Origin of the sequence: Trinickia soli, assembly GCF_002879855.1 — a bacterium.
GTDB lineage: Bacteria > Pseudomonadota > Gammaproteobacteria > Burkholderiales > Burkholderiaceae > Trinickia > Trinickia soli.
In genome coordinates this window covers 286,133-311,505 of sequence record NZ_PNYB01000004.1, presented here as the reverse complement: position 1 = coordinate 311,505, position 25,373 = coordinate 286,133, and the positions used below count along the sequence as shown (strand labels likewise).

The window sequence follows — 25,373 nt, the reverse complement described above, 5'->3', positions numbered from 1 at the left end:
CGGCGCCGCCCGCGCGCCTACAGCAGTTGATGCTGCTGCATGTAGTGATGGACGGCGTCGATGCGCGTATTGGCGTCCGTCAACTCCATCAGCTTTTGGCGGGCGCGCAGCGGAATCTGCAGTATTTCGGAAAGGCGATTGGAGACCCAGCTCGGATCGTCGAAGCGATAAGGCTCCGCAAACGGCACGCCGTCGGGATCGCGCTCGCGCAGCGTATCGATGATACGTTCGAGCACTTCGGCGCAGGCGCCGAATTTGGCCAGCGCCTCGCCGCCTTCGAGCGGGACATCGGCAGGCAGCGGCTCGGCCATGCCGACGAGCAAACCGCTCGGTTCTTTCCGGTGCGATAGCAGACGAAAGCGCTGGGTCCCGCGTGCGCGCACGAGCAGCATGCCGTAATCGTCGACATCGCATTGCTCGATGGATGCGAGCGTCCCGATCGCTTCGGGCACGCATGGGACATTTTCCTGCGCGACTTCGCCGCCGCTTTTGAGCAGGCAGACGCCGAACGGCGCGCCTTCGCGCAGACAATCGCGCGCCATATCGAGGTAGCGCGCTTCGAAGATCTTCAGCGGAAGCAGCCCATCCGGAAACAGCACGGTGTGCAGTGGAAAGAGCGGGAGGTCAGCGTAGACGGCAGGAGTATGGGACATAGCGCACGCTTCGAATGGCCGCGTATGTCGCGGCGGGTTGGGCCGTCAACGGCTCATGCCACTAACCTCGACGATTCGTCGACGGCGACCGGTGCATCGCGATGCCGGACGATCACGGTCGCCTCGCGCGAAAGACGCGCGGCGAGTGTCTCGGCGATGAACACGGAGCGGTGCTGGCCGCCCGTGCAACCGATGGCGACGGTCAAATAGCTGCGGTTGTCCTCACGAAAACGCGGCAGCCATTTCATGACGAACGCGTGGATGTCGTCGATCATTTCCTGCACGATCGGCAACGCCTCGAGGTAATCGATGACGGGCTGATCGCGCCCGGTCAGCGGGCGCAGACGATGATCATAGTACGGGTTCGGCAGGGCGCGCACGTCAAAAACGAAATCGGCGTCGAGCGGCAGGCCGCGCTTGAACCCGAATGATTCGAACATCAGCATCAGACCTTCGCGCTGCTCCTCGATGAAGCGCGTCACCCACGCGCGCAACACGTTCGCGCGCAGATTGCTCGTATCGATCTGATGGCCGAACTCCGCGAGCGGCGCGACGAGTTCGCGCTCGCGCTCGATCGCCTCCTCCAGCGACGCCAGCAAGCCGACATCGGCGTCGTGCGCCGGCGTGCCCGAGAGCGGGTGCCGACGGCGCGTTTCTGAAAACCGCTGGATCAGCGATTGTGTGCTCGCGTTGAGAAACAGCACGCGCACGTCGTGCTCGCTGGCCAGGTCGCGGATGATGCCAGGCATTTCGTCGAGCGAAGCGCTGGAGCGCGCGTCGATCGCCACGGCCAGCCGCTCATGGCGATCGTCCTCGCTCGCGAGATACTGCGTGAGCGCGGGCAGAAAGCGCGGCGGCAGGTTATCGACGCAGTAATAGCCCGCGTCGGCGAGGGCGTTCAACGCGACGGATTTGCCGGAGCCGGAAATGCCGGTGATCAGAACGATGCGCATGGGTAAGAACCAGTTCGTTTCATCATAGCACTTGCATCCCGGCTCGACCGATGCCCATGCACCTGGTTTTTGCGAGCCGGAAGGAAAGACGTGGACGCCGGCTCGCGCATGGGCTACATGAGCTTGCCGGGAAGTTGACTATCGGGATCCTGCATCGCGATCCGTTGCCGATCCATGAAATCGCGCAAAGTGTCGATGCCACGCAACTGCAGGATCGTGTTGCGCACGGCCGCCTCGACCAGCACAGCCAGGTTGCGGCCCGCCGCCACCTGGATCGTCACTTTACTGATCGGCAGCCCCAGCACGTCGACAGTCTGGCTTTCGAGCGGCAGCCGCTGGAATTCGCCGTCGGGCCTGCGTACGAGCTGGACGATCAGCTTGAGCTTCATTTTGCGGCGCACGGCCGTTTCACCGAAGATCGTCTTGATGTCGAGCAGGCCGAGGCCGCGCACTTCGAGCAGGTTTTGCAGCAGCGGCGGGCAGCGTCCCTCGACGAAGTCGGGGCCGAGGCGGACGAAATCGACGGCATCGTCGGCGACGAGCCCGTGCCCGCGGCTGATGAGTTCGAGGCCGAGCTCGCTTTTGCCGAGGCCCGAATCGCCCGTCAGCAACACCCCCATGCCGAGGATGTCGAGAAACACGCCGTGGAGCGTCGCGCGCGGGGCGAGAATGCGCGACATATAGAGGCGCAGACTGTCGATGACAGCCGCCGGCGACATCGGCGTCGTGAACAGCGGCGTGGACGAGCGCGTGCAGCGCAGGACGAGTTCGGGCGGCGCCGCGACGCCGCCGGCCACCACGAGAAACGGCGGTTCCAATGCGATCAACTCGGCCATGTGGCGCGAGCGGTCCTCATCGGTTTGCCGCTGGTAGTAGTTGACTTCGGCCTCGCCGAGCACCTGGATCCGGTTGGGGTGGATCAGATTCAAGTGGCCGACCAGGTCGGCGCTCGATGTGGCATTGGCGACCGTTTCGGCCGAGAAGCCGCGCTCCCAGCCCTCGTGCCCCGTCAGCCAGCTCAATTTGAGCATGGCGGCGTTGTCGTCGAAAATGCTTTGGGCGTTGATGCTGGACGTATCCATGAATCCGTGGCTCCAGGTTGACCGCGACGTGCGGCGACGAAATGCGTCTGCCTGCCCGCCAAGGCCGATGAGCGGCGCCGATCCGATCGGGCGCCGTGCCGGGCACCGGAGCGCGAGCTCCGGCGTTACGGCAAGCTCAAGGGTGCCATTGGGTCAGCAGGCGATGCAACTCTTCGCGATTTTGCTCGGTGTGCAGGCGCTCGCGCGCTTCGCGGTCGGACAACAGCTGCGCGATTTCCGAAAGGATTTCCAAATGCTGCTGCGTGGCCTGTTCGGGCACGAGCAGGAAGATCAAAAGCGAGACCGGCTGCCCGTCGGGCGATTCGAACGGGATCGGCTGATCGAGGCGCACGAACGCGGCGAGCGGCTGCTTGAGCCCCTTGATGCGCCCGTGGGGGATCGCGACGCCTTCGCCCAGCGCTGTGGAGCCGAGCCGTTCGCGTGCGAAAAGATTGTCGGTGACTGCGCTGCGGGCGATTCCGTTCTGGTTTTCGAAAATCAAACCCGCTTGCTCGAACACACGCTTCTTGCTGGTGACTGAAAGGCCGATAACGACGTTTTCGAGCGGAAGAAATTTGGCTAAACGATTCATGTTGGCAGGCTAACGCGTCGCCTGGGCGCTCCTCGCGGCAACTGGCTGATTGTCGATTTTCGGCCGTTCGCGCCGGCTCGCAGGTCCGGCGCCGACGGGCTGCGATGCGGCCGGCTGCCCCTCAATAACCGGCACATTATAGAACAGGGCCGAAGCAGATGGTGCGCCGGCCAGGCGCGAGCCCCCACGCGCGCGACGGCATGAAAAAAGCCGCCCGATCGGGCGGCTTCTGCGCGGGGTGAGACGGTCTCGGCGTCGACCGCCGTCTTAAGGCTGGGCTTGCTCGCCTGCCAGGGGCACGTCTTGATGTTTGATGGCGTCGTGCTGATGTTCCTGAATGCGCCCTTTATGGCGTACGACCTGCCTATCGAGCCGATCGACCATGAGATCGATCGCCGCGTACAGATCGCCGTTGGCGCTTTCGATAAAGATATCCTTGCCCTTTAAGTGAAGGCTGATTTCAACCTTCTGCCGCTTATCCTTTTCCTTATGGTTGTCGACCGAGAGGACCACATTGCCATCGATCACCTGATCGAAATGTCTTAGCACCTTGTCGAGCTTGGTGATCACGTATTCTCGCAACGCCGGCGTGACTTCGAGATGGTGTCCACTGATCTTCAGATTCATAGTGCTCTCCAAACAAATGGCTGCCTGGCACCATCGGTGCGGCATCGCCGGTCGGGAGCGGCCCGCTCGAGTCATCACCCCGCGTGACTGACGAGCGGCGGGTCGTATCGGCCGGCCTATTCCGCTGATGGTCAGGGCCGGTAAACGCCTTCCGCAAAACGCAGAAAGCTCAAAGAGACTTGCGCAAATTGACTGCGGGGATCTTAAGTGCTTCGCGGTACTTGGCGACCGTCCGGCGTGCGACCACGAATCCTTGCTCCGCCAGCAGTTCGGCTATGCGGCTGTCCGAAAGAGGAGTTTTTGAGTCTTCGGCTCCTATCAGTTGCTTGATGAGTGCGCGAATGGCCGTTGAAGAGGCCGCGCCCCCCGTGTCGGTTGATACGTGCGAACCAAAGAAGTACTTGAACTCCAGCGTCCCAAATGGGGTGAGCATGTACTTCCCGGTTGTCACACGCGATACCGTCGATTCGTGTAGGCCCAGCGTATCAGCAATTTCTCGCAAAACCAAGGGGCGCATCGCGATTTCGCCGTGCGCGAAAAAATTCTTCTGGCGCTCGACGATCGCCTGCGCCACGCGCAGGATCGTCTCGAACCGCTGCTGGATATTTTTGATGAGCCAGCGGGCTTCCTGCAGTTGCTGGCGCAACGAGCCGCTGCCCGGATCGCCCCGGTTGTTGCGCAAGATGTTCGCGTAGAGATGGTTGATGCGCAAGCGCGGCACCACCTCGGGGTTCAGTTCGGCCTGCCAGCCGTTCGAGGTTTTCCTGACCATGATGTCGGGCACGACGTAATCGGCCTCGGCCTTCCCGTACGCGGCGCCCGGGAACGGCTCCAGCGAGCGGATCAGGGCATGCGCCTCGCGCAACTCGTCGTCGGTTGCCTTCAACTGCTTGCGCAAGCGCGTGAAATCACGCGCCGCCAGCAATTCGAGATGATTGGCGGTGATCTCGAGTGCGAGCTTGCGCGTGGGCGAATCGGGCAGCCGCAGCAACTGCAGCCTCAGGCATTCCGACGCCGAGCGCGCCCCCGCGCCGGCGGGATCGAAGCTTTGCAGCAGCGCCAGCGCCGCGCCGAGTTCGTCCAGGTCGACCTCGAGTTCTTCGGGCAAATCGGCCAGCACTTCTTCGAGCGACGATGTCAGATAGCCGTCGTCGTCGAGCGATTCGATCAGGAACAGGACGAGCGCGCGGTCGCGCGGGCCTGCCTGCGTGACGCGCAGCTGCGCCGTGAGATGGTCGCGCAACGTGATTGTCGATTCGTGGATCTGCAGCGGTGGCAGATCGTCGTCGTCGGAGGCGCCCGACGAGCGACCGTAATCGTCGAGGTTCCACTGCGACGAATCGCCGCCGTCGCTCGAGCCGAGTGAACCGTAGTCGTCCGAGCCGGCGTTCGCCCCGTCGTTGCCATCCGCGCGCTCGGCCGATTCGGACGGGCTGGCGCCGCTCATCGGTTCGGGCGCCGAAGAAGTCGGCGCTTGCGCGATGACAGAGCCGTCGGAGGCGACGCGCAGCGGGCTGGCAATCCATTCGTCTTCGGATTCGAGCAGCGGATTTTGCGCGACGGCCATCGCGACCTCCTGCTGCAATTCGAGCGTGGACAGCTGCAGCAGCCGGATGGACTGTTGCAGTTGTGGGGTCAGCGCAAGATGCTGCGATAGGCGGAGTTGGAGGCTGGCTTTCATGGCAATGTGTCTTTCATTGTAGAGACTTTGCCACGCGCCGGGAACCTCGCGGCGCCGTTCCGTCGCGTCGCAGGGCGGCACGCCGCGGGCACGCCGCCCGCGGTCAGTAAGAATTGCGCTCGAGTGATCCGGACCTTACATCCGGAAGTGCTCGCCGAGATAGACGCGGCGAACGTTCTCGTTTTCGATAATTTCGTGCGGTGCGCCGGCCGCGAGCACCGAGCCGTCGCTGATGATGTAGGCGTGATCGCAGATGCCGAGCGTCTCACGCACGTTGTGATCGGTGATCAACACGCCGATGTTGCGCTGTTTCAGGAACTTGACGATCTTTTGAATCTCGAGCACCGCGATCGGATCGACGCCGGCGAACGGCTCGTCGAGCAGAATGAAGCTCGGATTGGTAGCGAGCGCGCGTGCGATTTCGACGCGACGGCGTTCGCCGCCCGACAGTGAAAGAGCCGGGTTTTCCCTCAGGTGCGACACCTGCAATTCTTCGAGCAGCGCTTCCGTGCGCGCTTCGATCGCCGCTTTCGCGAGGCGCTTGCCGTTTTCGTCGTGTTGCAGCTCGAGTACCGCGCGGATGTTCTCTTCGACCGTCAGCTTGCGAAATACCGAGGCTTCCTGGGGCAGATACGACAACCCGAGCGCCGCGCGTTTGTGGATCGGCAGCAGGCTGATCGATTTGCCGTCGAGGACGATTTCGCCGGCATCGAGCGGAACGAGCCCGACGATCATGTAGAACGACGTGGTCTTGCCCGCGCCGTTGGGGCCGAGCAGGCCGACGACTTCGCCGCTTTTTACGTCGAGCGAGACGTCCTTGACGACCGTGCGCGTGCCGTAGCGCTTCTTAAGATTACGTACGACGAGCGAGCTTGCCGCACGGCGCGGCTCGCCCGCGCCTGCGACGTCCGTCGTCGCGGCGGTGGTGGATAGCGTGTTCACTGCGGCACGGTCCCTTGAATGTGCGACGCGGGCGCGAGCGTGGCGGGCGCGCCCGTGAGCGGCGCCGCCGCACCGTTGCGCGGCGAGAGCATCGCGCGCACGCGGCCGCTCGGGTTGCCTGGCCCCGCCACGTCCTTGCCCGCGCGAGCCGTGTAGAAGTCGTTCTGGCCGTCGTAGGTGATGACGCTGCCGTGGACTTCGTCGACCAGCGTCGTCAGGCCCTGCAGGCGGCGGACCGTCGCGCGCGTGGTCAGCGTCGTCAGGTCTTGCTTGCCATCGTAGTCGATCCGCTCGGCGTTGCCTTCGACATATTCATCGACGCCTTCGCGCTTTTGGCGGAAATAGGCGAGGTCTTTGCTGCCGGGCGCCATCGTGCCCGTCGCGTATTGGTAGCCTTGCGGATCCTGGCGCACGTCGACGCGATCGGCCTTGATCAGGATCGTGCCCTTGGTCGCCACCACGTGGCCTGTAAAGATCGTGACCTGTTTCAGATCGTCGTAGGTCATGTTGTCCGCTTCGATATTCAGCGGTTTATCCTTATCGGCGCGCTCGGCGTGAGCGGCGGGGCCGAACGCAAGGCAGGCGAGCGCGGCGAGCGCCGCTGCGAGGGCGACGCGCGCTGGCTGGCGTCCGAGAGAGAAGAACGATTCGTTCATGCAGTCACGCTACGAAAAGATGGGCCCGTTACTTCGTCCCGGCATTGGCGCTGCCGCCGCCCGAGATATCGGAAGCCGCGATGGCGCCTCGGACATTGCCCGAAAGCTGCATCACGCGGGTGACATTGTTGTAGTTCATGGCGCTGGCCGTCGCGATGGACAGGCCGCGCCGAAGTTTAACCGGCTTTTCCGTCTCGATCACATCGTCGTTCACCAGCACGCGGAAATGAACCGAGTCGGCTTGCATTTCAGGATCGCCCGCGCCGGCCGCGCGGACGATGCGCGCGTTGTCGTACAGATCGACGATCGAGGCGTCGCCGTTGACGGTGCCGCGCTCGCCCGTTGCCGTGATGATCGGCCTGCCGGGCTGGAAGGCCCGCACGGCCGGATGCGTGAGGTCGCTGTTTTCGTCGTCCTCGTAATGCACCATCTTCGCCGCCGTCAGCCGATATTGCGTGGCGCCCGATTGGTCGAGTTCCGAGATGGAGAAGTTATCGGCGAAGTAATCGGGGGTATGCGTCTTGACGCCGCCGTCGCCGTGCGACGCGGGCGGCCGTGTCGCCTGCAGCAGCCAGTAAGTGCCGCCCGCAAGCGCAGCGAGGGCGATCACCGACAGCAGCGACGCGAAGCGCGAGGGATTCATGCGCGCGCCGCTCCGCAAGCGGCCGCGAGCAGCGCTTCGTAGCGGTTCTGCGCGCGCAGCAGCGCATCGCAGACCTCGCGCGCCGCGCCTTGCCCGCCGCGCGCCTCCGATACCCAATGCGCGCGAGCGATGACGTCCGGATGCGCGTTGGCGGGCGCCGCGGCAAACCCGCAACGTGTCATCACGCCGAGGTCGGGCCAATCGTCGCCCATATAGCCGCACTGCTCGTCCGTGACGTTCGCTTCGCGCATCAACTCGACGAATGCGGCGACTTTATCGGCCGCGCCCTGATAGATGTGCGAGATGCGCAATTCCTGCGCGCGCGCGAGCACGATGTCGGAGCGGCGGCCCGTGATGATCGCGGTTTGGATACCCGCTTCGCCAAGCAGCTTCAGACCATGGCCATCCATTGTGTTGAACGACTTCATGGTGTCGCCCTGAGCCGTAAACATCAGGCTGCCGTCGGTCAACACGCCGTCGACATCGAAAATCATGAGCTTGACGCGGCTTGCGCGTTCGGTTGCCGTGAGGGGCGCGGCGGCCATCAGATCACCTTCTTCGAAAACAGATCGTGCATGTTCAGCGCGCCGATCAGCCTGCCTTCGCTGTCGACCACGAGCATCTGATTGATGCGGTGCCGCTCCATCGATTCGACGGCCTCTACGGCGAGATGATCGGGGCCGATCGTACGCGGCTTGCGTGTCATGACGTCGACGATCGGCAAATCGCGGAAATCGCCCGTCCGTTCGAGAACGCGGCGCAAATCGCCATCGGTGAAAATGCCCTCGACCTGGTTCGCCTCGTTGACGATCGCCGTCATGCCCATGCGCTTGGCCGTCAATTGGAACAGCGCGTCGCGCACCGTAGCGGCCGCGCTCACTTTCGGCAGTTGGTCGCCCGTGCGCATCACGTCGCGTACGTAGGTGAGCAGGCGCCGGCCCAGCGCGCCGCCGGGATGCGAGCGCGCGAAATCGTCGGCGCCGAAGCCGCGGGCGTCGAGCACCGCCATCGCCAGCGCGTCGCCGAGCGCGAGCGCCGCCGTCGTGCTGGCCGTAGGGGCGAGATCGAGCGGGCACGCTTCTTTCGACACGCCGGCGTACAGATGAACGTCGGCGAGCTGGGCCAGCGACGACTGGGGCCGTCCTGTCATGGCGATCAGCTTCGAGCCGAGCCGTTTGACGAGCGGCAGGATCGCGACGAGTTCTTCCGATTCGCCGGAATTGGAAAGCGCGACGAAGACGTCGTCCTTCGTGACCATGCCGAGATCGCCGTGGCTCGCTTCCGCCGGATGCACGAAGAACGCGGGCGTGCCCGTGCTCGCCAGCGTGGCGGCCAGCTTGCGTGCGATGTGGCCGGATTTGCCGATGCCCGAGACGACGACGCGACCGCGGCAGCCCAGAAGTAAGTCGACCGCGGCGACAAAGCGCTCGTCGACCTGATCGCGAAGCCCGCGGATCGCGTCGGCTTCGATGTCGAGGACTTCCCGGGCGAGCGCCAACGCCCGGTCGCCATTGATTTTCGCTATCATTCGCCGGAGTATAGCAAAGGCGTTGTTCGCCGCGCCGGGCCGCCATTGGCCGCCTATCGCGCCCCAACCCGGGGCGCGGGCCCTTGCGCTCAAATCCGCCGGATGCGCGTTGTATCAGCCGTATCCGCGCTTCGCTGACGAACGAGGACGCTTAGCACGTGATTTCTCCGCTCGAGATGACGCTTTTCCTGCTGCTTGCGTCAGTAGTGGGCGTCGTATTGTTCCGCTCGTTGAATCTGCCGCCGATGCTCGGGTATCTGGCGGTCGGCATCGTCGTCGGGCCCCACGCGCTCGGCCTCGCGCCCGATTCGGAGCGCGCGCAGAACCTGGCCGAGTTCGGCGTCGTCTTCCTCATGTTTTCTATCGGGCTCGAGTTTTCGCTCGCCAAGCTGCGTGCGATGCGCTCGCTCGTGTTCGGGCTCGGGCTGTTGCAGGTGATCGGCACCGTGGGCGTCTCGGTGCTCGTCGGGATGCTGCTCGAGCGTTGGGTGCATGTGACCTGGCAGGGCAGCATCGCGCTCGGCGGTGCGCTGGCGATGTCCTCGACGGCGATCGTCAGCAAGATGCTGGCCGAGCGCCTCGAAATCGAGACGGAGCACGGGCGTAACATCTTCGGCGTGCTGCTGTTTCAGGATCTGGCCGTGGTGCCTTTGCTGATCGTCATCGCAGCGCTCGGCGGCGACTCGCATGACCTCGCCAAGACGCTGGGCATTGCCGCGCTCAAAATCGTCGTCGCGCTGTCGCTGCTGCTCTATGTGGGGCAGCGCTTCATGACGCGCTGGTTCAATGTCGTCGCGCGGCGGCGCTCGCAGGAGCTGTTCGTGCTGAACCTGCTGCTCGTCACGCTCGGCGCCGCGTTCATCACCGACAAGTTTGGTCTCTCGCTCGCGCTCGGCGCATTCATCGCCGGCATGCTGATTGCCGAAACGCCCTACCGCCATCAGGTGGAAGAGGACATCAAACCGTTTCGCGACGTACTGCTGGGGCTCTTCTTCGTCACGACGGGCATGTTGCTCGACCCGCGCGTGCTGATCGCGCATCCGCTACTGGTGCTGGCGTTTCTGATTGCGCCGATGCTGCTCAAGATCGTCATGATCACGGGGCTCGCGCGGCTGTTCGGCGCGACGCCGGGCGTGGCGATGCGAACCGGGCTCGGTTTGGCGCAGGCGGGCGAGTTTGGCTTCGTGCTGCTCAACCTCATTCTCGACAAACATCTTGTCGCCACCACGCTGCTGCAGGCGATTCTCGCGGCGATGTTGCTGTCGATGCTCGCTGCGCCGTTCCTGATCCAGAACGCCGATCGCATCGTTCTGCGCCTTTCGTCGACGGAATGGATGCAGCAGTCGCTCCTCATGACGCGCATCGCGACGCAAAGTCTGCGGCAAAATGCCCACGTCATCATTTGCGGTTACGGCCGGGCAGGGCAGAACCTCGCGCGGATGCTCGAACATGAAGGGCTGCCCTACGTTGCGCTCGATCTCGACCCCGATCGTGTGACGGCCGCAGCGGCCGCGGGCGAATCGGTCGTGTTCGGCGATGCGGCGCGGCGGGAATCGCTCGTCGCGGCCGGCATCCATCGCGCAGCGGCGGTAGCCGTAACCTACGCGAACACCCCGTCGGCGCTGCGCGTGCTGCACCACGTACATGAGCTGGAGCCGGCATTGCCCGTCATCGTCCGCACGGTCGACGATGCCGATCTCGAGAAACTGCTCGCAGCCGGGGCGACCGAAGTCATCCCCGAGATCGTCGAGGGCAGCCTGATGCTGGCGTCGCATACGCTCGTGCTGATGGGCGTGCCGATGCGGCGCGTCGTGCGGCGCGCCGAGGAACTGCGCGATGCGCGTTACAGCCTGCTGCGCGGCTACTTTCACGGCGCCGACGATCCGGGCGACGAGGACGGCCACGATCAGGTGCGGCTACAATCCGTAGCGGTCGACGGCAATGCGGACGCCGTGGGGCGCACGCTCGAAGAAATCGGGCTGGCCTCGATGGGCGTCGAGGTCACGGCGATTCGGCGGCACGGTATTCGCGGCGTCGAGCCGGGTCCCGAAACCAAGCTGCGCGAGTCCGACATCCTCGTGCTGCGCGGGCTGCCCGATGCGCTTGCGTTGGCGGAAGAGCGGTTGTCGCGCAATCGCCGCGCCGGGGCGCCGGCCACGGCCGCCTGAGCGCGGCCCTTCAGTGCCGCCCATGGTTGTTATTCGTCCATTTCCATTTTTGATTTTATTGACCGATTACTGCCGCCCGCCGCACGGACGGCCGAATCACTGCGGAGAATGCCATGTGCAATGCGCCCGCGGACGCGCCCCACGACGCCGCCGCTTTCATCAAGAGCCAAGTGCGCACGATTCCCGACTGGCCGCTGCCCGGCGTGCAGTTTCGCGACATCACGCCGCTGTTGCAGCGGCCGAAGACGCTGCGTGTGCTCATCGATCTGTTCATCGAGCGCTATGTCGAAGCGAAGCTCGACTATGTGGCGGGTCTCGACGCGCGCGGCTTCATCATCGCCCCGATCGTCGCTTATGAGCTGAACCTCGGCTTCATTCCGATTCGCAAGATCGGCAAGCTGCCGTACAAGACGGTGTCCGAGTCGTATGCACTCGAATACGGCACGGCCACCGTCGAGATTCACGAAGATGCCTGCGAGCCTGGCAACCGCGTCGTGATCGTCGACGATCTGATTGCGACCGGCGGTACGATGATGGCCGGCAAGAAGCTGCTCGAGCGGCTCGGGGCGGTTGTCGTCGAAGGGGCGGCGATCGTCGATCTGCCGGACCTCGGCGGTTCGAAGCTGTTGCGAGAGAACGGTCTGCCGATTTATACGGTGACCGATTTTCCCGGTCATTGAACGAGATCGCGATGCCTGACCTTGCGCTGTTTCTTGCCGCTTCGGCGGCGATCACGGTGGCTCCCGGCCCCGACAATCTGCAGGTGCTCGCTCGCGGCATTTCGCAGGGGCGCGCCGCAGGCCTCGTGGCCGCGCTCGGTTTTGCGGCCGGGTTGACGTTTCACACCACGTTGGCCGCTTTCGGTATCGCCGCGCTGTTGCGTTCGTCGCCGCTCGCATTCGAGGTCGTCAAGCTCGCCGGCGGCCTCTATCTCGTCTGGATCGGCATCAAAGCTTTGAGAAGCCAAGGCCTCGCGAGCGCTCACGAGCGACCGCCCCAGCCGTTGTCGGTCGTGTTTCGTCAGAGCGTCGTCGGCAACATGATGAACCCCAAGGTCACGTTGTTCTTTGTCGTCTTCCTGCCGCAGTTCGTCAATCCGAACGGCACGCAGCGCATTGCCGTGCAGATGATCGAGCTCGGGCTCGTCTTCATGCTGCAGACGCTGGCGATCTTTTCGGCGTTCGGCTTGTTCGCCGGTACGCTTGGGGTTTGGCTCAAGCGGCGTCCGCGCGCCGGTGTCTGGCTCGATCGGCTGGCCGGCGCGACGTTCATCGCGCTCGGATTGCGGGTTGCGTTGCGGGATTGATGGGCATCGACGTGCGCGAGACGGGCTGCTCGATCGAAGCACACACCGATCCTTTTGCTCAGGAGTTCTAATGAGTTTGCCTTGCATTGCCGGTGCCCGCCGCTTCGAGGCGCATGCGCACCGACCGTTCTTCATGGCTTCGGAGCAGGTCGGATGGATTCGCGAGCGTGACGTCGCGCTGCTGACTCATTGGCCCGACGTGTTCGAAATCGATGCGGCGGCGGTCAGGCTGTCTGCCCGCTTCGATACGGATGCCGATCGTCGCTCGGCCGCGCTGGCCGCCGTGATCGGCGCGCTGGCGGGGCAGGGGGCCATCATCGGTTGGCGCGACGAGACATACGCGATCCGCAACGCGTTCGACGCTGCGCCGCTGGCATATATCGAGCGCGCCGCGGCGCGCTTTTTCGGCACGATGACGTACGCGGTTCATTTGAACGGCATCGTAAAATACGCCGATCGCGCGCCGCAACTGTGGATCGCGCGGCGCAGCGAGACGAAGGCGACCGATCCGGGCATGCTCGATAACGTCGTTGCGGGCGGCATTGCATGGGGGCTGTCGATCGAAGAGACGATCGTCAAGGAGTGTTGGGAAGAAGCCGGCATCGAAGCCGACCTTGCCCGGAAGGCCGAGCGCGGCCGTACCGTCCATGTGCTGCAGTCGCTGCCCGAAGGCACGCAGGCCGAGCAGATTTTCGTCTACGACTTGCCGATGCCCGAGGATTTCGCGCCGCGCAACCAGGACGGCGAAGTGGGCGAGCACCGGCTTGCGCGGGTCGACGAAGTGGCGCGCTGGGTCGAAGAAGGACGGCTGACCGTCGACGCGAGCCTCGCCACGCTCGATTGCATGCTGCGCCACCGCTGGATCGACGAGGACGCGTGCGCGGGCATCGAAGCATTGTTCGCGGCGCCGCTTGTCGTGCGCTGATGCGGCGCGTGAGTCAAACACTGAGGAGTCAACCAGGTCATGTCGACCCAACATAGCTTCATTTTGAAACTGTCGTGCCCCGATCGGCCCGGCATCGTACATGCAGTTTCGGGCTTTCTGTTCGACCGCGGCGCCAACATTCTCGACTCGGCGCAGTTCGGCGATAGCCATACCGGCGAATTCTTCATGCGCGTCCATTTCCAGCAGGTGGGCGGCGACCCGGGGCTCGACACGCTGCGCGAGGCGTTCGCGCCGCTCGCAAACGAGTTTTCGATGCGCTCGGAGATTCACGATGCGGCACTCAAGCCGAAGGTCGTGATCATGGTGTCGAAGATCGGCCATTGCTTGAACGATCTGTTGTTCCGCTATCGCACGGGTCAACTGCCGATCGACATTCCCGCGATCATCTCGAACCACAAAGACTTTTATCAACTCGCGGCGAGCTACAACATTCCGTTTCACCACTTTCCGCTGACCGAATCGACGGCGCGGGCAAAAGCTGCGCAAGAGGCGCGCGTGCTCGAAGTGATCGATCAGCATGCGGCCGATCTCGTCGTGCTGGCGCGCTACATGCAGATCTTGTCGCCGAATTTGTGCGAGCACCTGTCGGGGCGCGCGATCAACATTCATCACTCGTTCCTGCCGAGCTTCAAGGGGGCGAAACCGTACTACCAGGCGTTCGATCGTGGCGTGAAGCTGATCGGCGCGACGGCGCATTACGTCACGACCGATCTCGACGAAGGTCCGATCATCGAACAGGAAGTGGAGCGCGTCGATCACAGCATGACGCCTGATCAATTGACGGCGATCGGTCGCGATGTCGAATGCGTCACGCTCGCGCGCGCGGTGAAATGGCACGTCGAACATCGGATCGTGCTGAACGGCACGAAGACGGTGGTGTTTCGGTGAGGTCGTTAGGAATCGGAATGGTGTGTTGCTATTCCCCCATGCAGCTATCGGAATCTCCGATTGTTAGACACCACGCCTCCGAAGGCAGCGGCGATTTGCGCCGGAGCGTTCACAGAAGGTCGAGCGCGCCGGGCAGTGCCCGCCCGCGAACGAGTTCAGCCCCGTTCTGAGCCGAGACGAAAATCAATTGCACGAAGCTGTTTGTCGGTGCGTAGTGCAGGAAGACGCTTTCCAGCACACGAGCGAATGTGCTCATCGAGCAGTCGCAAAGGCATGCCTCGTCGATGCGATGCGCACGCGCATGCCACGCATCATCATGGGCTGCGGGTCCGCCGAAACCCATTCGAGCGCGCATTCGCGGGAAAGATGTCTCAGACTGTCGATGTGACGCTTGGCCGACCCCGAATGCAGAGGGGCATGTGCCGATAACAGCTGCTTGAAAGCCGGCAAGCCCGCCTGGCATAGGCTCAGAGGGCCGGCCGACAGCATGGCGACCATGTCCCAGAGTTGATCGCGCGCGTGCGGGCGCTCGATGCTTTGAGTCGGTGGGTGCAACAGCGAAACGCGGCCGGTCTGCGCCTCGTTCTCGTAGACGAAATCACCTTCCGCGTTTTGGACCCCCAGGCTTGCAGGCAATTTGCCGTTGCTGCAGGTCAGATCGATGTTGCTCTGCGTTCCGGCGGGATGGCACGGCTGGCCGTTCGAATCGACGAACGAAAGCAACATGTCGTGCTCTGTCGCGTCTTCGGCAAGCATCTTGTCTCGTTCGACGAGCCAAAACATGCCGGTATCACTCGGTTGCCTGTGGTGAGAGAGCGATAGATAAGGTTCGATTTTCGTAGCGATCGCTCCCTTGTGCGTCTCTACCATCAATCGGACCTCGTCGACCCGGTACACCGATGCGTCCGAGCGGCCCAATTCACTGGGCACGATTGGATAGGCGGGCGATTCTGTGCCGTCCAGCGTGATGGGCTCGGATGGGACGGCGAACAAGTTGATAACGGGCGTGCAAAACAATGTGAAGTTTGCAGCGCTGATCGTTTGCAGAATCTGAGCCAGGTGCGAATCGCGATGCACGCTCCCGATCGGAAGATGCAGCGTCACGCTATGACACTTGCCGGCGATGTGCAGCAGCGCCAATAGATCGACTTCAATGAAGTCGAATTTTTCAGGGAGCGAAAAGTATTCGAGGAGGACGCGATAAAGCGATTCGCGACCGTCGCACTTTTCCGTGAGTGCGTCGTCCGGTTCGAAGCCGGGGGCTGATATCGGTACGGGGTCCAAGGCGATCCAGGCTCCGTTTTCATCGACTTCGACGAACGCGTTCGATGTGCGCAGCAACACCGTATCGATCGTCGCGGCGACAGTGCGGCGGTTGCCGTCGACGAACAAGCGAACGCGCTCGGGGACGCTGCTGCTCGATAGCATGGCGGCCGACAGCCCTGCGAATTTCATCGATAGGATGCCGGTCGTCTCTTCCGGTAGCCGAACGTTGGCCGGTGCCGATGTCGCTGGCGCATAACGCGCATCGGCTATCCTGATCGGGCCGAAATCAACGTCGTACACCGTTCGAAATCGATAGTTGTCTGTGCGTGTGTTGAGCTGGGTGCCGCGTCTTACGGTGAGGGGCCTGGCCAGCTTCTCGATGGCCGCGCTGCCTGCGAAGCATGCAATGGAGCAAGACGGGAACGGGCGCAGATACTCAGGACGAAGAATTTCGAGCAGCCCGGTCGGCAGTTCGGGGTAATCGTCGTTGATTCGCGCGCTCACGCGCGCACTGAGCAGCGCGGCCGATTGAATCAAGCGTTCGATGTGCGGGTCGTCGGAGTGCTCGCCGGAGATCGAGAGTCGAGCCGCGGCTTCCGGATTGCGTTGCGCGAATTCGGAAAGGGAACTGCGCAATATTGCCAGCTCGCGACTCGTAGTCGGGGAGAAGGTCGTCGATCCCGTCTGTCATGGCTGGATCCGCACCGATGCGGTTGTGCTCGAAATGAGCGTGGCGCCGCAGGAAGTCTTGTGGCCGTCGAAGGCGACTGGTTTGCCGTCGATCAGAATGTCTGGGTCTCCTTCGACGATCACGCAGTGATCATGTCCGGGCAGCGGGCACGTGCATTCGTCGCCAACGCATGCGACTTCACGATCCGTGACGATCGATTGCTCTTGTCCAGTCATTACCTTGCCGCCGTGCGATGTCGAGTCGCCTTTACGAATTACGCCGCGCATGCTTTTTACCTCCGGTTGGTTCAACCTCCCGCCGCGATTGCAGCGCGGCGCAGGGCAATTGAATAACGGGAAGCTGTAACCCGGGGCGGGGCGCGAAATTTTGAGACTAAATTACCGTGCGGGCCGGAGAAGCGGCAATGCAAGAGGGGGCGACCGAACGTTGGCGTCTTCTGTTGCGCTAGTCGAACGGATTGGCGTTGTTGTGTGCTTGTTCCCACTGTGCCCTGCGTTCGGGATCGGGCGGGCTGACCATGATGATCGTCGCCCGGCCATCAGGACGGCGCGTGATCGTTGCGCTCGTGGCGCCATCGGCATAACCGGCGATGAGGCCCAACCCCATCTGGACCATCGTCGAACTCACGCCCGTATCGGCGATGCGGCGGCCGATGTCGTAGCCCTCGTGAGCATCACCGGGATCAGGGGCGGTTTTGCCGATTGCGGCCAGCGCTTGTGTCAGTGGGATGACCCATTCGCGATCGCCCGACGTGTCGTAGAACACACGCTTCGGTGTGACGCCTTCGGGCAACGTTGCGAGCGCCTGCTCCCAGCCCGTCTTGAGCGCGTCGGCTTGGTCGACTCTTCTTAGCGGCTTCCGTTCGTCGGTTGTGAGCTTTACATCGACGGGACGATGCAGGTAGCCAATCAGTGGAGCATTGTCGAATTGCTTGAGTTGCCATTGCTCCCAGCGGATCGGGAGATAAGCGGATGGCGTGAACTGACCCGGACCTTGGTTGTCGATCGTTTTCCAGAAAGCAGGTAGTTGCTCGTGCCACCAGCTGGCTTGCATGGTGCCGGGGGTGGATGCCTTGTCCCAACCTTGACTCTTGGCCTGTGCGCGGTAGTACGCATCGAAGCCATCGGGACCTCGGCCGTCGTTCTTTTGCCAGTAATAGTCCCAGAGCTTAGCGCCATCGCTGCCGCCTGAGCTTTCGACAGCGAAGGGACGGATAAGCCGATCGACTCGATCCGAGCGTGAAACCACCATTACGGCGACGCTATCGGGAATCTCGGGGACATATTCCCACCGAGGCAGAGGCTTTTCGTCGGGAGTCCCAATCAAGCTTCGCAGCATCGAACCATCTTCGCCGAACAATACGGCTTCGGGCACATCCGGGTGCTTGTCAAAGAACTCGAACAGTTTTTCGATCATGCTGACGGGGTCGGTTGTGTCTGCGGCCTCCTGCCAAAGGAAGAGAGTCGCGCCGAGCCCAGCCTTCTGCCGGCCGTCGGAGATACTCTCGGCAGCAAGGGATGGAGTCTTCCCATCGCTGCGTGGCCCCCATACGAAGACCGGCACCGGCCAGCGTTGGACGGCGCGTTTGGCGCCGTATTCGAAGGCGACAGTTTCTGCCGCGCCCAAGTCGATCAATCGTTGGTCCGCACCGTCCGCATAGTCTTTGGGATCATGCGACCGATACGACGCGAAGTTGTTGGCCTTTGCCTCCACTTCGCGCCAGACTTCGTCGCTTGACTTCTTGCCAACGGTTACCGCGAGCCCGCGCACCTCAAGTGTGAATCGCTGGCCCGTTTGAGCGAGCCGGGATTGCGCTTGGCCGGGCATCGCGCTCACGGTCGCGCGCGTGTCCACTGTTCCATTCAAAGCATTGTTCGCTTGCACCCGGTGTATCCACGCGAAATGTGCGCCATATGCAGCTAATGCGAGACCAAGTGCGACCAGTATCCCGTTCCGAATGTTGCTGCCCATGCCTATAGCGTCCTCTCCGGTGGCTTGCCAGATACGGTAGTAATGATTCATGACGAGAAACGTCCACAGTGCCGTCAGCATTGCGAACGCCAACACGTAGGGCCAAATGCGCGGTCGTGCCATCATCGCGACACCCCCGGAAAGGCGGACCAATCGACGGGCGAGGCAGCTGGGGGCGAAGACGGGTTTTCCTGCTCGTCGATCGTCTCACTCGTGACCAACGGTGGCATGGTCTCCAGTGGAACGACCGACTCCGGCGGAAAGATGCCTTCTTGGTAGTATTTTCTGTTTGCCTCGATAGACATCGTCTCCTTCAGTCGTTACGACGATGCCCGTGACGGGATATGTGCGCGGAAGGTCGACGCTCGGATCGTAGGAAGGTACAAGCGGCGCCATGCGCGGCACCGCGCTGAACGTGTTCTCGTAGCGGCTCTGCGTCGAATCGCCCCAGACAGTTGGGCGATCGGGCGTATCGAGCGAAACGGGCGGCGAATCGAACGACCAACGGCTCGCCTCGAACAGCGCCTGCGCCTGCTCGTTCAGCTCCTTCGACAGATTGTTCTGGGCGCGATGATGCAAGCTCGTGATCGTGATGCGCAGATCGTGTTTCGCCGACCGATCGAAGTCCTCATAGCCCGTCACTTCGATCCATTCGCCGATGGCCAGATCCCGCACGCCGCTGACGCCATCGACGCGCAGTGCGCGCGCACCGTGCGACTTCACGCGGGCAAGGCCGATGCGATCGTAGTCGTTGCGCGAGTCGGCAATATGGGGCGCGTCGATGCGCGAATCCATCAGCAACCGAGCCAGGTCGTTGCTCGCGCTGCCCTGATCGACGCGTGTCGGCCCTTGAATGCTGTCCATCCTGCCGGGCTTGTGGTCCCAGCTATGGCGACGTATCGAGCCGGGCACAAGGTGTTGACTCGTGCAGAGCAAGATGACGGAGTCGCGCTCGCCGATCGCGGCGTCAGGCCGGCAATCGACCGTGCCGACCGAAGAGCGCCTGAGCTTGTTTGCGTTGTCGTACAGCACCAGCGTATGCGCAGTGTCCCCCGACTGGTCAGACTCGTTCTGGCCGGGCTTGCCGGCGCGCACGAACCAGCCGATACCTTCTCTTCGACAGAGCCGGCGAATGAGCGCAGCATCCGATTCATCGAACTGGATGGTCTGCTCGCGCGCGGGGAACCGGGCGAGGTCCGGAACGACACTGTGATCACGCCATCGCCAATGAGGCCTGCATTGCGCTCGCGTTAGCTATCAAGCGAGCCGCAGATAAACCAGCTCGCGCTTGATATACGCATAGAAGATCGGTGCGGCGATGAGCCCTGGCACGCCGGCGGCGGCTTCCATGACGAGCATGGCCAGCAACAGCTCCCAGGCGCGCGCCTCGATTTGCCCCCCGACGATTCTCGCGTTCAGGAAGTATTCGAATTTATGGATCAGCACGAGAAACACGAGTGAGGAAATCGCAGTCGGCAGGCTGACCGCGAGCGAGACGGCCACGATCAGCGTATTCGAAATCAGATTGCCGATGACGGGCAGCAGGCCGGCGATGAACGTGACGAGCACGAGCGTCTTCGACAGCGGCAACTGCTGATGAAAAACCGGCAACGCAACGAGCAGATAAAGCGCCGTGAATACCGCGTTGATGGTCGAGATTTTGACCTGTGCGAAGACGATGCGCCGGAACGCATCGGCGAAGCGGGACGCGCGTGAGGCGAGCGCGGTCGACAGCGGCAACCGTTGCGTGTGTCGTTCGCCTGTAATGGCGATCATGGCTCCGATGATCATGCCGAACAAAACATGACCGAAGCCGCGCGCGACATTCTTGCCACCTTGCTGCAACTGCGCCATGTGCGTATGCACGAGCATGCCGGCTTTTTCTTTGATCTGCGAGACGTCGCCGGGCAACATGGCCGATAGCCATTCGGGCGAGCGCGCCCGTGCCTGAGCGACGATTTGCATGACCTGATCGAGCTGGTTCTGAATGTTCGGCACCGTGTGCTCGAAGTGCTCGACGATGCCGATGGCAAGACCCGCCAGGCCGCCCACCACGACCGCGGCGATGACGACGACGGCGACCCAGCGCGCCCGCCCGCTCGACATGTGCCGTTCGATGCTCGGCGCGATCGTATGAACGAGCTGATAGACGAGCATACCGGCGAGCAACGCGCCGAGCAGCTTGAAGTGCAAAACCGCCCACATGCCGAAAAAAGCCAGCAGGTAGCTGCCGATCTCGACCGCCGACAGGCTCGGCAGGCTCATGTCGCTCGTGAGCCGCACGGGCCGCCCGCCGACCTCCCGGATGCGGGTATCTTCGGGTGCCTCGTTGCGCTTAACCATGATGTTCCTGAACTCCAACCGATGTCGGGTGGCTCGACACCGACTGGCGTGTCGAACCGCGAACGGCCGCCGTGCTCAACGGCGTCCGAGCAGCGGCGCGAGATACCGTCCCGTAAAGCTCGCCTTCGATTTTGCGATGGTCTCGGGCGTGCCCTGGGCGATGATCTGCCCGCCGCCCGCCCCGCCTTCCGGGCCGAGATCGATGACCCAGTCCGCGGTTTTGATCACGTCGAGATTATGCTCGATGATCACGACCGTGTTGCCATGATCGCGCAACCGATGAATGACTTCCAGTAGCAGCGCGATATCGTGGAAGTGCAGGCCCGTCGTAGGCTCGTCCAGAATGTAGAGCGTGCGGCCCGTGTCGCGCTTGGACAGCTCCAGCGAGAGTTTGACGCGTTGCGCTTCGCCGCCCGAAAGCGTCGTGGCCGACTGCCCAAGGCGGATATAGCCGAGGCCGACGTCGAGCAGCGTCTTGAGCTTGCGCGCAATGACAGGCACGGCGCCGAAGAACTCGTGCGCATGCTCGACCGTCATATCGAGCACTTCGCTGATGTTCTTGCCTTTGTAATGAACTTCGAGCGTTTCCCGGTTGTAGCGCTTGCCGTGACAAACGTCGCACGGCACATAGACGTCGGGCAGGAAGTGCATTTCCACTTTCAGCACGCCGTCGCCCTGACACGCTTCGCAGCGTCCGCCCTTGACGTTGAACGAGAACCGGCCCGGGTCGTAGCCGCGCTCCTTCGCGGATGGCACGCCGGCGAACAACTCGCGAATCGGCGTGAACACGCCGGTGTACGTCGCCGGATTCGAGCGAGGCGTGCGGCCGATCGGCGATTGATCGACATTGATGACCTTGTCGAAGTGCTCGAGCCCTTCGATTTGTTCATACGGCGCCGGCTCGGCCGACGAGCCGTACAAGTGCTGCGCAACGGCGTGATAAAGCGTGTCGTTGATGAGCGTCGACTTGCCCGAACCGGACACGCCGCTGATGCAGGTCAGCAGCCCGACCGGCAGATCGAGCGTGACGCGCTTGAGGTTGTTGCCGTGCGCCTCGACAATGCGCAGGCGCCGTTCATCGGGCTCCTTGCGCTCGTCGGGAAATTCGATGCGGCGCTCGCCTGCCAGGTATTGGCCCGTCAGGGAGGCCGGGTCTTTCTGCACTTGCCTGGGCGTTCCTTCGGCGATGATCATGCCGCCGTGTTCACCTGCGCCGGGCCCCATGTCGACGACATAATCGGCCATCCGAATCATGTCCTCGTCGTGTTCGACGACGATGACCGAATTGCCGAGATCGCGCAGATGCTTGAGCGTGGCGATCAAACGGTCGTTGTCGCGCTGATGCAGGCCGATCGACGGTTCGTCGAGCACATACATGACGCCGGTCAGGCCCGAGCCGATTTGCGAGGCGAGCCGGATGCGCTGCGCTTCGCCGCCCGAGAGCGTGTCGGCGCTGCGCTCGAGCGACAGGTAGTCGAGCCCGACATTGTTGAGGAACATGAGCCGGGCGACGATCTCCTTGACGACTTTTTCGCCGATCTCGCGCTTGGCGCCTTCGAGCTTCAGCGTTTGGAAGTAGCCGAGCGTGTCGCGCAGCGGCCAGCCGCTCACCTCATAGATCGCGCGCGCGTCGCCGTCCATGCCGAGGCGAACGAAGCGCGCTTCGCGGCGCAAGCGCGTGCCGTCGCACGAGGGGCAGGCCTGATTGTTCTGGTACTTCGCGAGTTCTTCGCGCACCGCGGCCGAGTCCGTTTCGCGGTAGCGGCGTTCGAGGTTCGGAATGATGCCTTCGAACACATGCTCGCGAACCGTCGCGCGCCCGCGTTCGTTGATATAGGAAAACGGAATCTGCTCTTTGCCCGAACCGAACAGGATCAATTTGCGAATCTTCTCGGGCAATTCCTCGAAGGGCGTATCGATGTCGAAGTCGTAATACGCCGCGAGGCTTTGCAACATCTGAAAGTAGAACTGATTGCGGCGATCCCAGCCCTTGACCGCGCCGGCGGCCAGCGACAGCGACGGGTGGGCGACGACGCGCTTCGGATCGAAGAACGTGATCTGGCCGAGGCCGTCGCAGTCGGGGCACGCGCCCATCGGATTGTTGAACGAGAACAGTCGTGGCTCGAGCTCGGGCAAGGAGTACGAACAGATCGGGCAGGCGAATTTCGAGCTGAACAGATGCTCTTTGCCCGTGTCCATTTCGAGCGCGATTGCACGCCCGTCGGCGAGGCGCAGTGCCGTTTCGAACGATTCCGCCAGACGTTGTTTCATGTCGGCGCGCACCTTCAGGCGATCGACGACGACATCGATCGAATGCTTGTCGTTCTTCTTGAGCTTGGGCAGCGAATCGACGTCGTAGATCTGCGCGGTGCCTTCGTTGGCCGCACCGCCGCCCGAGCGGATGCGGAACCGGATGAAACCCTGCGCCTGCATCTGCTCGAACAGCTCGGCATGCTCGCCTTTGCGGTTGGCCACCACGGGCGCGAGGATCATGAGCTTCGTTTCCTCGGGCAGCGCGAGCGCGGCGTCGACCATCTGCGAGACGCTTTGCGCTTCGAGCGCGATTTCGTGCTCTGGACAGTACGGCGTACCGACGCGTGCATACAGCAGACGCAGATAGTCGTGGATTTCGGTGACGGTGCCCACCGTCGAGCGCGGATTGTGAGACGTCGCCTTCTGTTCGATCGAAATGGCGGGCGAAAGCCCTTCGATGAGGTCGACGTCGGGCTTCTCCATCAACTGCAGGAACTGGCGCGCGTAGGCCGAGAGGCTTTCCACGTAACGGCGCTGACCCTCTGCATAAAGAGTGTCGAACGCCAGCGACGACTTGCCCGATCCGGACAGGCCCGTGATCACGATGAGCTGGTGGCGAGGCAGATCGAGATTGACGTTCTTCAGGTTGTGGGTGCGCGCCCCACGGATACGAATTTGTTCCATGAACCTGGACTTCAGCGAAGAAGGAGAGGGGGCCAAACCTGCTACTATAACGACTTTTCCAGGCTTCCGTTACGGTGTGCTTACAGCCCATGAAGTGCACGGGTTCGTGAGTTCTCGCTGAAGTCCCGGCAAGCAGTCCCGGCAAGAAGCCCGTAAGGGGAAATCCTCTTGCAGGGGACACCCGAACGGGATTCACTTTGGGGCGGGCAACAGCCTGACGACGTCACTACCGTTCTCACGCTCCTCTTCGTTCCCACGCTCGCTTTCGATGTCGAATCCGCCCATTACATCCTCGCGTATGAGCGCGCCCGAATTGCGCGCTACCGTTTCGCTTGCCGGCATTTTCGCGCTGCGCATGCTGGGACTGTTCATGATCATGCCGGTCTTCTCGGTTTACGCGAAGACGATCCCCGGCGGCGACAACGTGCTCCTCGTCGGCATTGCGCTCGGCGCTTACGGCGTGACGCAGTCGCTGCTTTACATTTTCTATGGCTGGGCGTCCGACAAGCTCGGACGCAAACCGGTCATCGCGACCGGGCTCGTGATCTTCGCGCTCGGCAGTTTCGTGGCGGCGATGGCGCACGATATGACGTGGATCATCGTCGGCCGCGTCATTCAGGGGATGGGGGCCGTATCGTCGGCTGTGATCGCCTGCATTGCCGATCTGACCGCCGACGAGCACCGCACCAAGGCCATGGCGATGGTGGGCGGCAGCATCGGCATCTCGTTCGCCATCGCGATCGTCGGTGCGCCGATCGTTTATCAGTGGATCGGCATGAACGGCCTGTTTGCGCTCGTGGGCGTGCTTTCGCTCCTGGCCGTGGGCGTCGTGCTGTGGGTGGTGCCGCACGCGCCCAAGCCTGTCCATGTGCGCGCCCCGTTCGCCGAAGTGCTGCAAAACGTCGAACTGTTGCGTTTGAATTTCGGCGTGCTGGTGTTGCACGCGACGCAGACGGCGCTCTTTCTGGTCGTGCCGCGAATCCTGGTCGCGGAGGGTTTGCCGGTCGCGTCCCATTGGGAAGTGTATTTGCCCGTCATGGGCCTGTCGTTCGTGATGATGGTGCCGGCCATCATCGCGGCCGAGAAGCGGGGCAAGATGAAGCCCGTGCTCTGCGGTGCCATCGGTCTTATCCTGATCGGTCAATTGTTGCTGGGCACGGCGCCGCATACGATCTTGTCCGTGGCTGCGATTCTGTTCGTGTACTTTCTTGGCTTCAATATTCTCGAGGCATCGCAGCCCTCGCTCGTGTCGAAGCTCGCACCGGGCGCGCGCAAGGGTGCGGCGGCGGGCGTCTACAACACGACGCAGTCGATCGGCCTCGCGCTGGGGGGCATCGTGGGGGGCTGGCTGATGCGGTCGGTCGGCCAAAACGCCGTCTTCTTCGCGTGCTCGGGGCTCGTTCTCGGCTGGCTTATAATCGCCGCCAACATGAAGCCTGTTCGTAAGGCTTGACGCGATCGGGCGCGGCGCATGCTTGGTTTTCGGGCTGCGGGCGCGGT

The 25,373-nt window shown here is 62.9% G+C and carries 24 protein-coding genes and 1 pseudogene; 6 read left to right on the top strand and 19 right to left on the bottom strand.

Features of this window, described 5'->3' with window-relative positions:
* Positions 1–17: 17 nt before the first annotated feature.
* The 11 genes from C0Z19_RS07230 to kdsD form a co-directional block, all read right to left on the bottom strand.
* The gene (locus C0Z19_RS07230) at positions 18–653 is read right to left on the bottom strand and encodes an LON peptidase substrate-binding domain-containing protein (protein WP_102609102.1); all 636 of its coding nucleotides are present in this window, start codon (positions 651–653) and stop codon (positions 18–20) included.
* 53 nt (positions 654–706) lie between these two features.
* Positions 707–1,606 carry an RNase adapter RapZ gene (gene rapZ, locus C0Z19_RS07225; RefSeq protein WP_102609101.1) on the bottom strand — a complete coding sequence of 300 codons (900 nt, stop codon included), beginning with the start codon at positions 1,604–1,606 and terminating at the stop codon, positions 707–709.
* Positions 1,607–1,719: 113 nt separating this feature from the next.
* On the bottom strand, positions 1,720–2,688 hold the full coding sequence (gene hprK, locus C0Z19_RS07220; protein ID WP_102609100.1) for an HPr(Ser) kinase/phosphatase: 969 nt from the start codon (positions 2,686–2,688) through the stop codon (positions 1,720–1,722).
* A 136-nt stretch (positions 2,689–2,824) separates the two neighbouring features.
* The gene (gene ptsN / locus C0Z19_RS07215) at positions 2,825–3,280 is read right to left on the bottom strand and encodes a PTS IIA-like nitrogen regulatory protein PtsN (protein WP_102609099.1); all 456 of its coding nucleotides are present in this window, start codon (positions 3,278–3,280) and stop codon (positions 2,825–2,827) included.
* 267 nt (positions 3,281–3,547) lie between these two features.
* Positions 3,548–3,907, bottom strand: a complete 360-nt coding sequence (hpf, locus tag C0Z19_RS07210) for a ribosome hibernation-promoting factor, HPF/YfiA family (protein ID WP_102609098.1) — start codon at positions 3,905–3,907, stop codon at positions 3,548–3,550.
* Between the two features lie 169 nt (positions 3,908–4,076).
* Entirely contained in the window at positions 4,077–5,588 is a 1,512-nt protein-coding gene (locus C0Z19_RS07205; RefSeq protein WP_102609097.1) for an RNA polymerase factor sigma-54, read from the bottom strand.
* 135 nt (positions 5,589–5,723) lie between these two features.
* Positions 5,724–6,530, bottom strand: a complete 807-nt coding sequence (gene lptB / locus C0Z19_RS07200; RefSeq protein WP_102609096.1) for an LPS export ABC transporter ATP-binding protein — start codon at positions 6,528–6,530, stop codon at positions 5,724–5,726.
* Positions 6,527–7,186 (bottom strand): lipopolysaccharide transport periplasmic protein LptA, encoded by a 660-nt coding sequence (lptA, locus tag C0Z19_RS07195; protein ID WP_102609095.1) that lies wholly within the window; start codon positions 7,184–7,186, stop codon positions 6,527–6,529. Before lptA ends, lptB begins: the two co-directional genes overlap by 4 nt.
* A gap of 28 nt (positions 7,187–7,214) precedes the next feature.
* Positions 7,215–7,829 (bottom strand): LPS export ABC transporter periplasmic protein LptC, encoded by a 615-nt coding sequence (gene lptC / locus C0Z19_RS07190; RefSeq protein ID WP_102609155.1) that lies wholly within the window; start codon positions 7,827–7,829, stop codon positions 7,215–7,217.
* Positions 7,826–8,374 (bottom strand): KdsC family phosphatase, encoded by a 549-nt coding sequence (locus C0Z19_RS07185; protein ID WP_102609094.1) that lies wholly within the window; start codon positions 8,372–8,374, stop codon positions 7,826–7,828. Before C0Z19_RS07185 ends, lptC begins: the two co-directional genes overlap by 4 nt.
* Positions 8,374–9,357: an arabinose 5-phosphate isomerase KdsD gene (gene kdsD, locus C0Z19_RS07180; RefSeq protein ID WP_102609093.1), complete on the bottom strand. Its 984-nt coding sequence runs from the start codon at positions 9,355–9,357 to the stop codon at positions 8,374–8,376. The genes C0Z19_RS07185 and kdsD overlap by 1 nt, the downstream gene beginning before the upstream one ends.
* 158 nt (positions 9,358–9,515) lie before the next feature.
* On the opposite strand from kdsD, the gene C0Z19_RS07175 reads away from it, so the two are divergent.
* The 5 genes from C0Z19_RS07175 to purU all read left to right on the top strand — a co-directional run bounded on the left by C0Z19_RS07175 (position 9,516) and on the right by purU (position 14,665).
* Positions 9,516–11,525, top strand: a complete 2,010-nt coding sequence (locus tag C0Z19_RS07175; protein ID WP_102609092.1) for a monovalent cation:proton antiporter family protein — start codon at positions 9,516–9,518, stop codon at positions 11,523–11,525.
* A gap of 113 nt (positions 11,526–11,638) precedes the next feature.
* Positions 11,639–12,205, top strand: coding sequence for an adenine phosphoribosyltransferase (locus C0Z19_RS07170; RefSeq protein ID WP_102609091.1), 567 nt, complete (start codon positions 11,639–11,641; stop codon positions 12,203–12,205).
* Between the two features lie 11 nt (positions 12,206–12,216).
* Positions 12,217–12,831 carry a LysE family translocator gene (locus tag C0Z19_RS07165; RefSeq protein WP_102609090.1) on the top strand — a complete coding sequence of 205 codons (615 nt, stop codon included), beginning with the start codon at positions 12,217–12,219 and terminating at the stop codon, positions 12,829–12,831.
* A gap of 70 nt (positions 12,832–12,901) precedes the next feature.
* Positions 12,902–13,756: an NUDIX hydrolase gene (locus C0Z19_RS07160; RefSeq protein WP_102609089.1), complete on the top strand. Its 855-nt coding sequence runs from the start codon at positions 12,902–12,904 to the stop codon at positions 13,754–13,756.
* Positions 13,757–13,795: 39 nt separating this feature from the next.
* Positions 13,796–14,665 (top strand): formyltetrahydrofolate deformylase, encoded by an 870-nt coding sequence (gene purU / locus C0Z19_RS07155; protein WP_102609088.1) that lies wholly within the window; start codon positions 13,796–13,798, stop codon positions 14,663–14,665.
* 109 nt (positions 14,666–14,774) lie between these two features.
* Here the strand turns inward: purU and C0Z19_RS27905 are convergent, their stop codons facing one another.
* The 8 genes and pseudogenes from C0Z19_RS27905 to uvrA all read right to left on the bottom strand — a co-directional run bounded on the left by C0Z19_RS27905 (position 14,775) and on the right by uvrA (position 23,873).
* A complete protein-coding gene (locus tag C0Z19_RS27905; protein ID WP_146012012.1) occupies positions 14,775–14,921 on the bottom strand; it encodes a type VI secretion system baseplate subunit TssF in 147 nt (48 codons plus the stop codon).
* A complete protein-coding gene (gene tssF / locus C0Z19_RS07150; RefSeq protein ID WP_102609087.1) occupies positions 14,918–16,576 on the bottom strand; it encodes a type VI secretion system baseplate subunit TssF in 1,659 nt (552 codons plus the stop codon). Before tssF ends, C0Z19_RS27905 begins: the two co-directional genes overlap by 4 nt.
* Positions 16,577–16,618: 42 nt before the next feature.
* Positions 16,619–16,888 (bottom strand): PAAR domain-containing protein, encoded by a 270-nt coding sequence (locus C0Z19_RS07145; protein WP_102609086.1) that lies wholly within the window; start codon positions 16,886–16,888, stop codon positions 16,619–16,621.
* A gap of 178 nt (positions 16,889–17,066) precedes the next feature.
* Positions 17,067–18,674, bottom strand: coding sequence for a type VI lipase adapter Tla3 domain-containing protein (locus C0Z19_RS07140; protein ID WP_233196035.1), 1,608 nt, complete (start codon positions 18,672–18,674; stop codon positions 17,067–17,069).
* A gap of 41 nt (positions 18,675–18,715) precedes the next feature.
* A complete protein-coding gene (locus C0Z19_RS29150) occupies positions 18,716–18,859 on the bottom strand; it encodes a hypothetical protein (RefSeq protein WP_425330280.1) in 144 nt (47 codons plus the stop codon).
* A pseudogene (locus tag C0Z19_RS07135) lies at positions 18,801–19,766 on the bottom strand (contractile injection system protein, VgrG/Pvc8 family); the annotation flags it as partial. The pseudogene C0Z19_RS07135 and the gene C0Z19_RS29150, both read right to left, overlap by 59 nt.
* Positions 19,767–19,850: 84 nt before the next feature.
* Positions 19,851–20,936, bottom strand: coding sequence for an AI-2E family transporter (locus C0Z19_RS07130; protein WP_102609154.1), 1,086 nt, complete (start codon positions 20,934–20,936; stop codon positions 19,851–19,853).
* Positions 20,937–21,011: 75 nt separating this feature from the next.
* Positions 21,012–23,873: an excinuclease ABC subunit UvrA gene (gene uvrA / locus C0Z19_RS07125; protein WP_102609083.1), complete on the bottom strand. Its 2,862-nt coding sequence runs from the start codon at positions 23,871–23,873 to the stop codon at positions 21,012–21,014.
* Between the two features lie 268 nt (positions 23,874–24,141).
* Here uvrA and C0Z19_RS07120 point away from each other — a divergent pair, with 268 nt between their 5' ends.
* Positions 24,142–25,326 (top strand): MFS transporter, encoded by a 1,185-nt coding sequence (locus C0Z19_RS07120; protein ID WP_425330277.1) that lies wholly within the window; start codon positions 24,142–24,144, stop codon positions 25,324–25,326.
* Positions 25,327–25,373 lie beyond the last annotated feature (47 nt).

Coding starts and splice junctions, on each gene's coding strand:
- C0Z19_RS07230 (WP_102609102.1), bottom strand. CDS start 653: ATGTCCCATACTCCTGCCGTCTACGCTGACCTCCCGCTCTTTCCACTG.
- rapZ (WP_102609101.1), bottom strand. CDS start 1,606: ATGCGCATCGTTCTGATCACCGGCATTTCCGGCTCCGGCAAATCCGTC.
- hprK (WP_102609100.1), bottom strand. CDS start 2,688: ATGGATACGTCCAGCATCAACGCCCAAAGCATTTTCGACGACAACGCC.
- ptsN (WP_102609099.1), bottom strand. CDS start 3,280: ATGAATCGTTTAGCCAAATTTCTTCCGCTCGAAAACGTCGTTATCGGC.
- hpf (WP_102609098.1), bottom strand. CDS start 3,907: ATGAATCTGAAGATCAGTGGACACCATCTCGAAGTCACGCCGGCGTTG.
- C0Z19_RS07205 (WP_102609097.1), bottom strand. CDS start 5,588: ATGAAAGCCAGCCTCCAACTCCGCCTATCGCAGCATCTTGCGCTGACC.
- lptA (WP_102609095.1), bottom strand. CDS start 7,186: ATGAACGAATCGTTCTTCTCTCTCGGACGCCAGCCAGCGCGCGTCGCC.
- lptC (WP_102609155.1), bottom strand. CDS start 7,829: ATGAATCCCTCGCGCTTCGCGTCGCTGCTGTCGGTGATCGCCCTCGCT.
- C0Z19_RS07185 (WP_102609094.1), bottom strand. CDS start 8,374: ATGGCCGCCGCGCCCCTCACGGCAACCGAACGCGCAAGCCGCGTCAAG.
- kdsD (WP_102609093.1), bottom strand. CDS start 9,357: ATGATAGCGAAAATCAATGGCGACCGGGCGTTGGCGCTCGCCCGGGAA.
- C0Z19_RS07170 (WP_102609091.1), top strand. CDS start 11,639: ATGTGCAATGCGCCCGCGGACGCGCCCCACGACGCCGCCGCTTTCATC.
- C0Z19_RS07165 (WP_102609090.1), top strand. CDS start 12,217: ATGCCTGACCTTGCGCTGTTTCTTGCCGCTTCGGCGGCGATCACGGTG.
- C0Z19_RS07160 (WP_102609089.1), top strand. CDS start 12,902: ATGAGTTTGCCTTGCATTGCCGGTGCCCGCCGCTTCGAGGCGCATGCG.
- purU (WP_102609088.1), top strand. CDS start 13,796: ATGTCGACCCAACATAGCTTCATTTTGAAACTGTCGTGCCCCGATCGG.
- C0Z19_RS27905 (WP_146012012.1), bottom strand. CDS start 14,921: ATGAGCACATTCGCTCGTGTGCTGGAAAGCGTCTTCCTGCACTACGCA.
- C0Z19_RS07145 (WP_102609086.1), bottom strand. CDS start 16,888: ATGCGCGGCGTAATTCGTAAAGGCGACTCGACATCGCACGGCGGCAAG.
- C0Z19_RS07140 (WP_233196035.1), bottom strand. CDS start 18,674: ATGCTGACGGCACTGTGGACGTTTCTCGTCATGAATCATTACTACCGT.
- C0Z19_RS07130 (WP_102609154.1), bottom strand. CDS start 20,936: ATGGTTAAGCGCAACGAGGCACCCGAAGATACCCGCATCCGGGAGGTC.
- uvrA (WP_102609083.1), bottom strand. CDS start 23,873: ATGGAACAAATTCGTATCCGTGGGGCGCGCACCCACAACCTGAAGAAC.
- C0Z19_RS07120 (WP_425330277.1), top strand. CDS start 24,142: ATGTCGAATCCGCCCATTACATCCTCGCGTATGAGCGCGCCCGAATTG.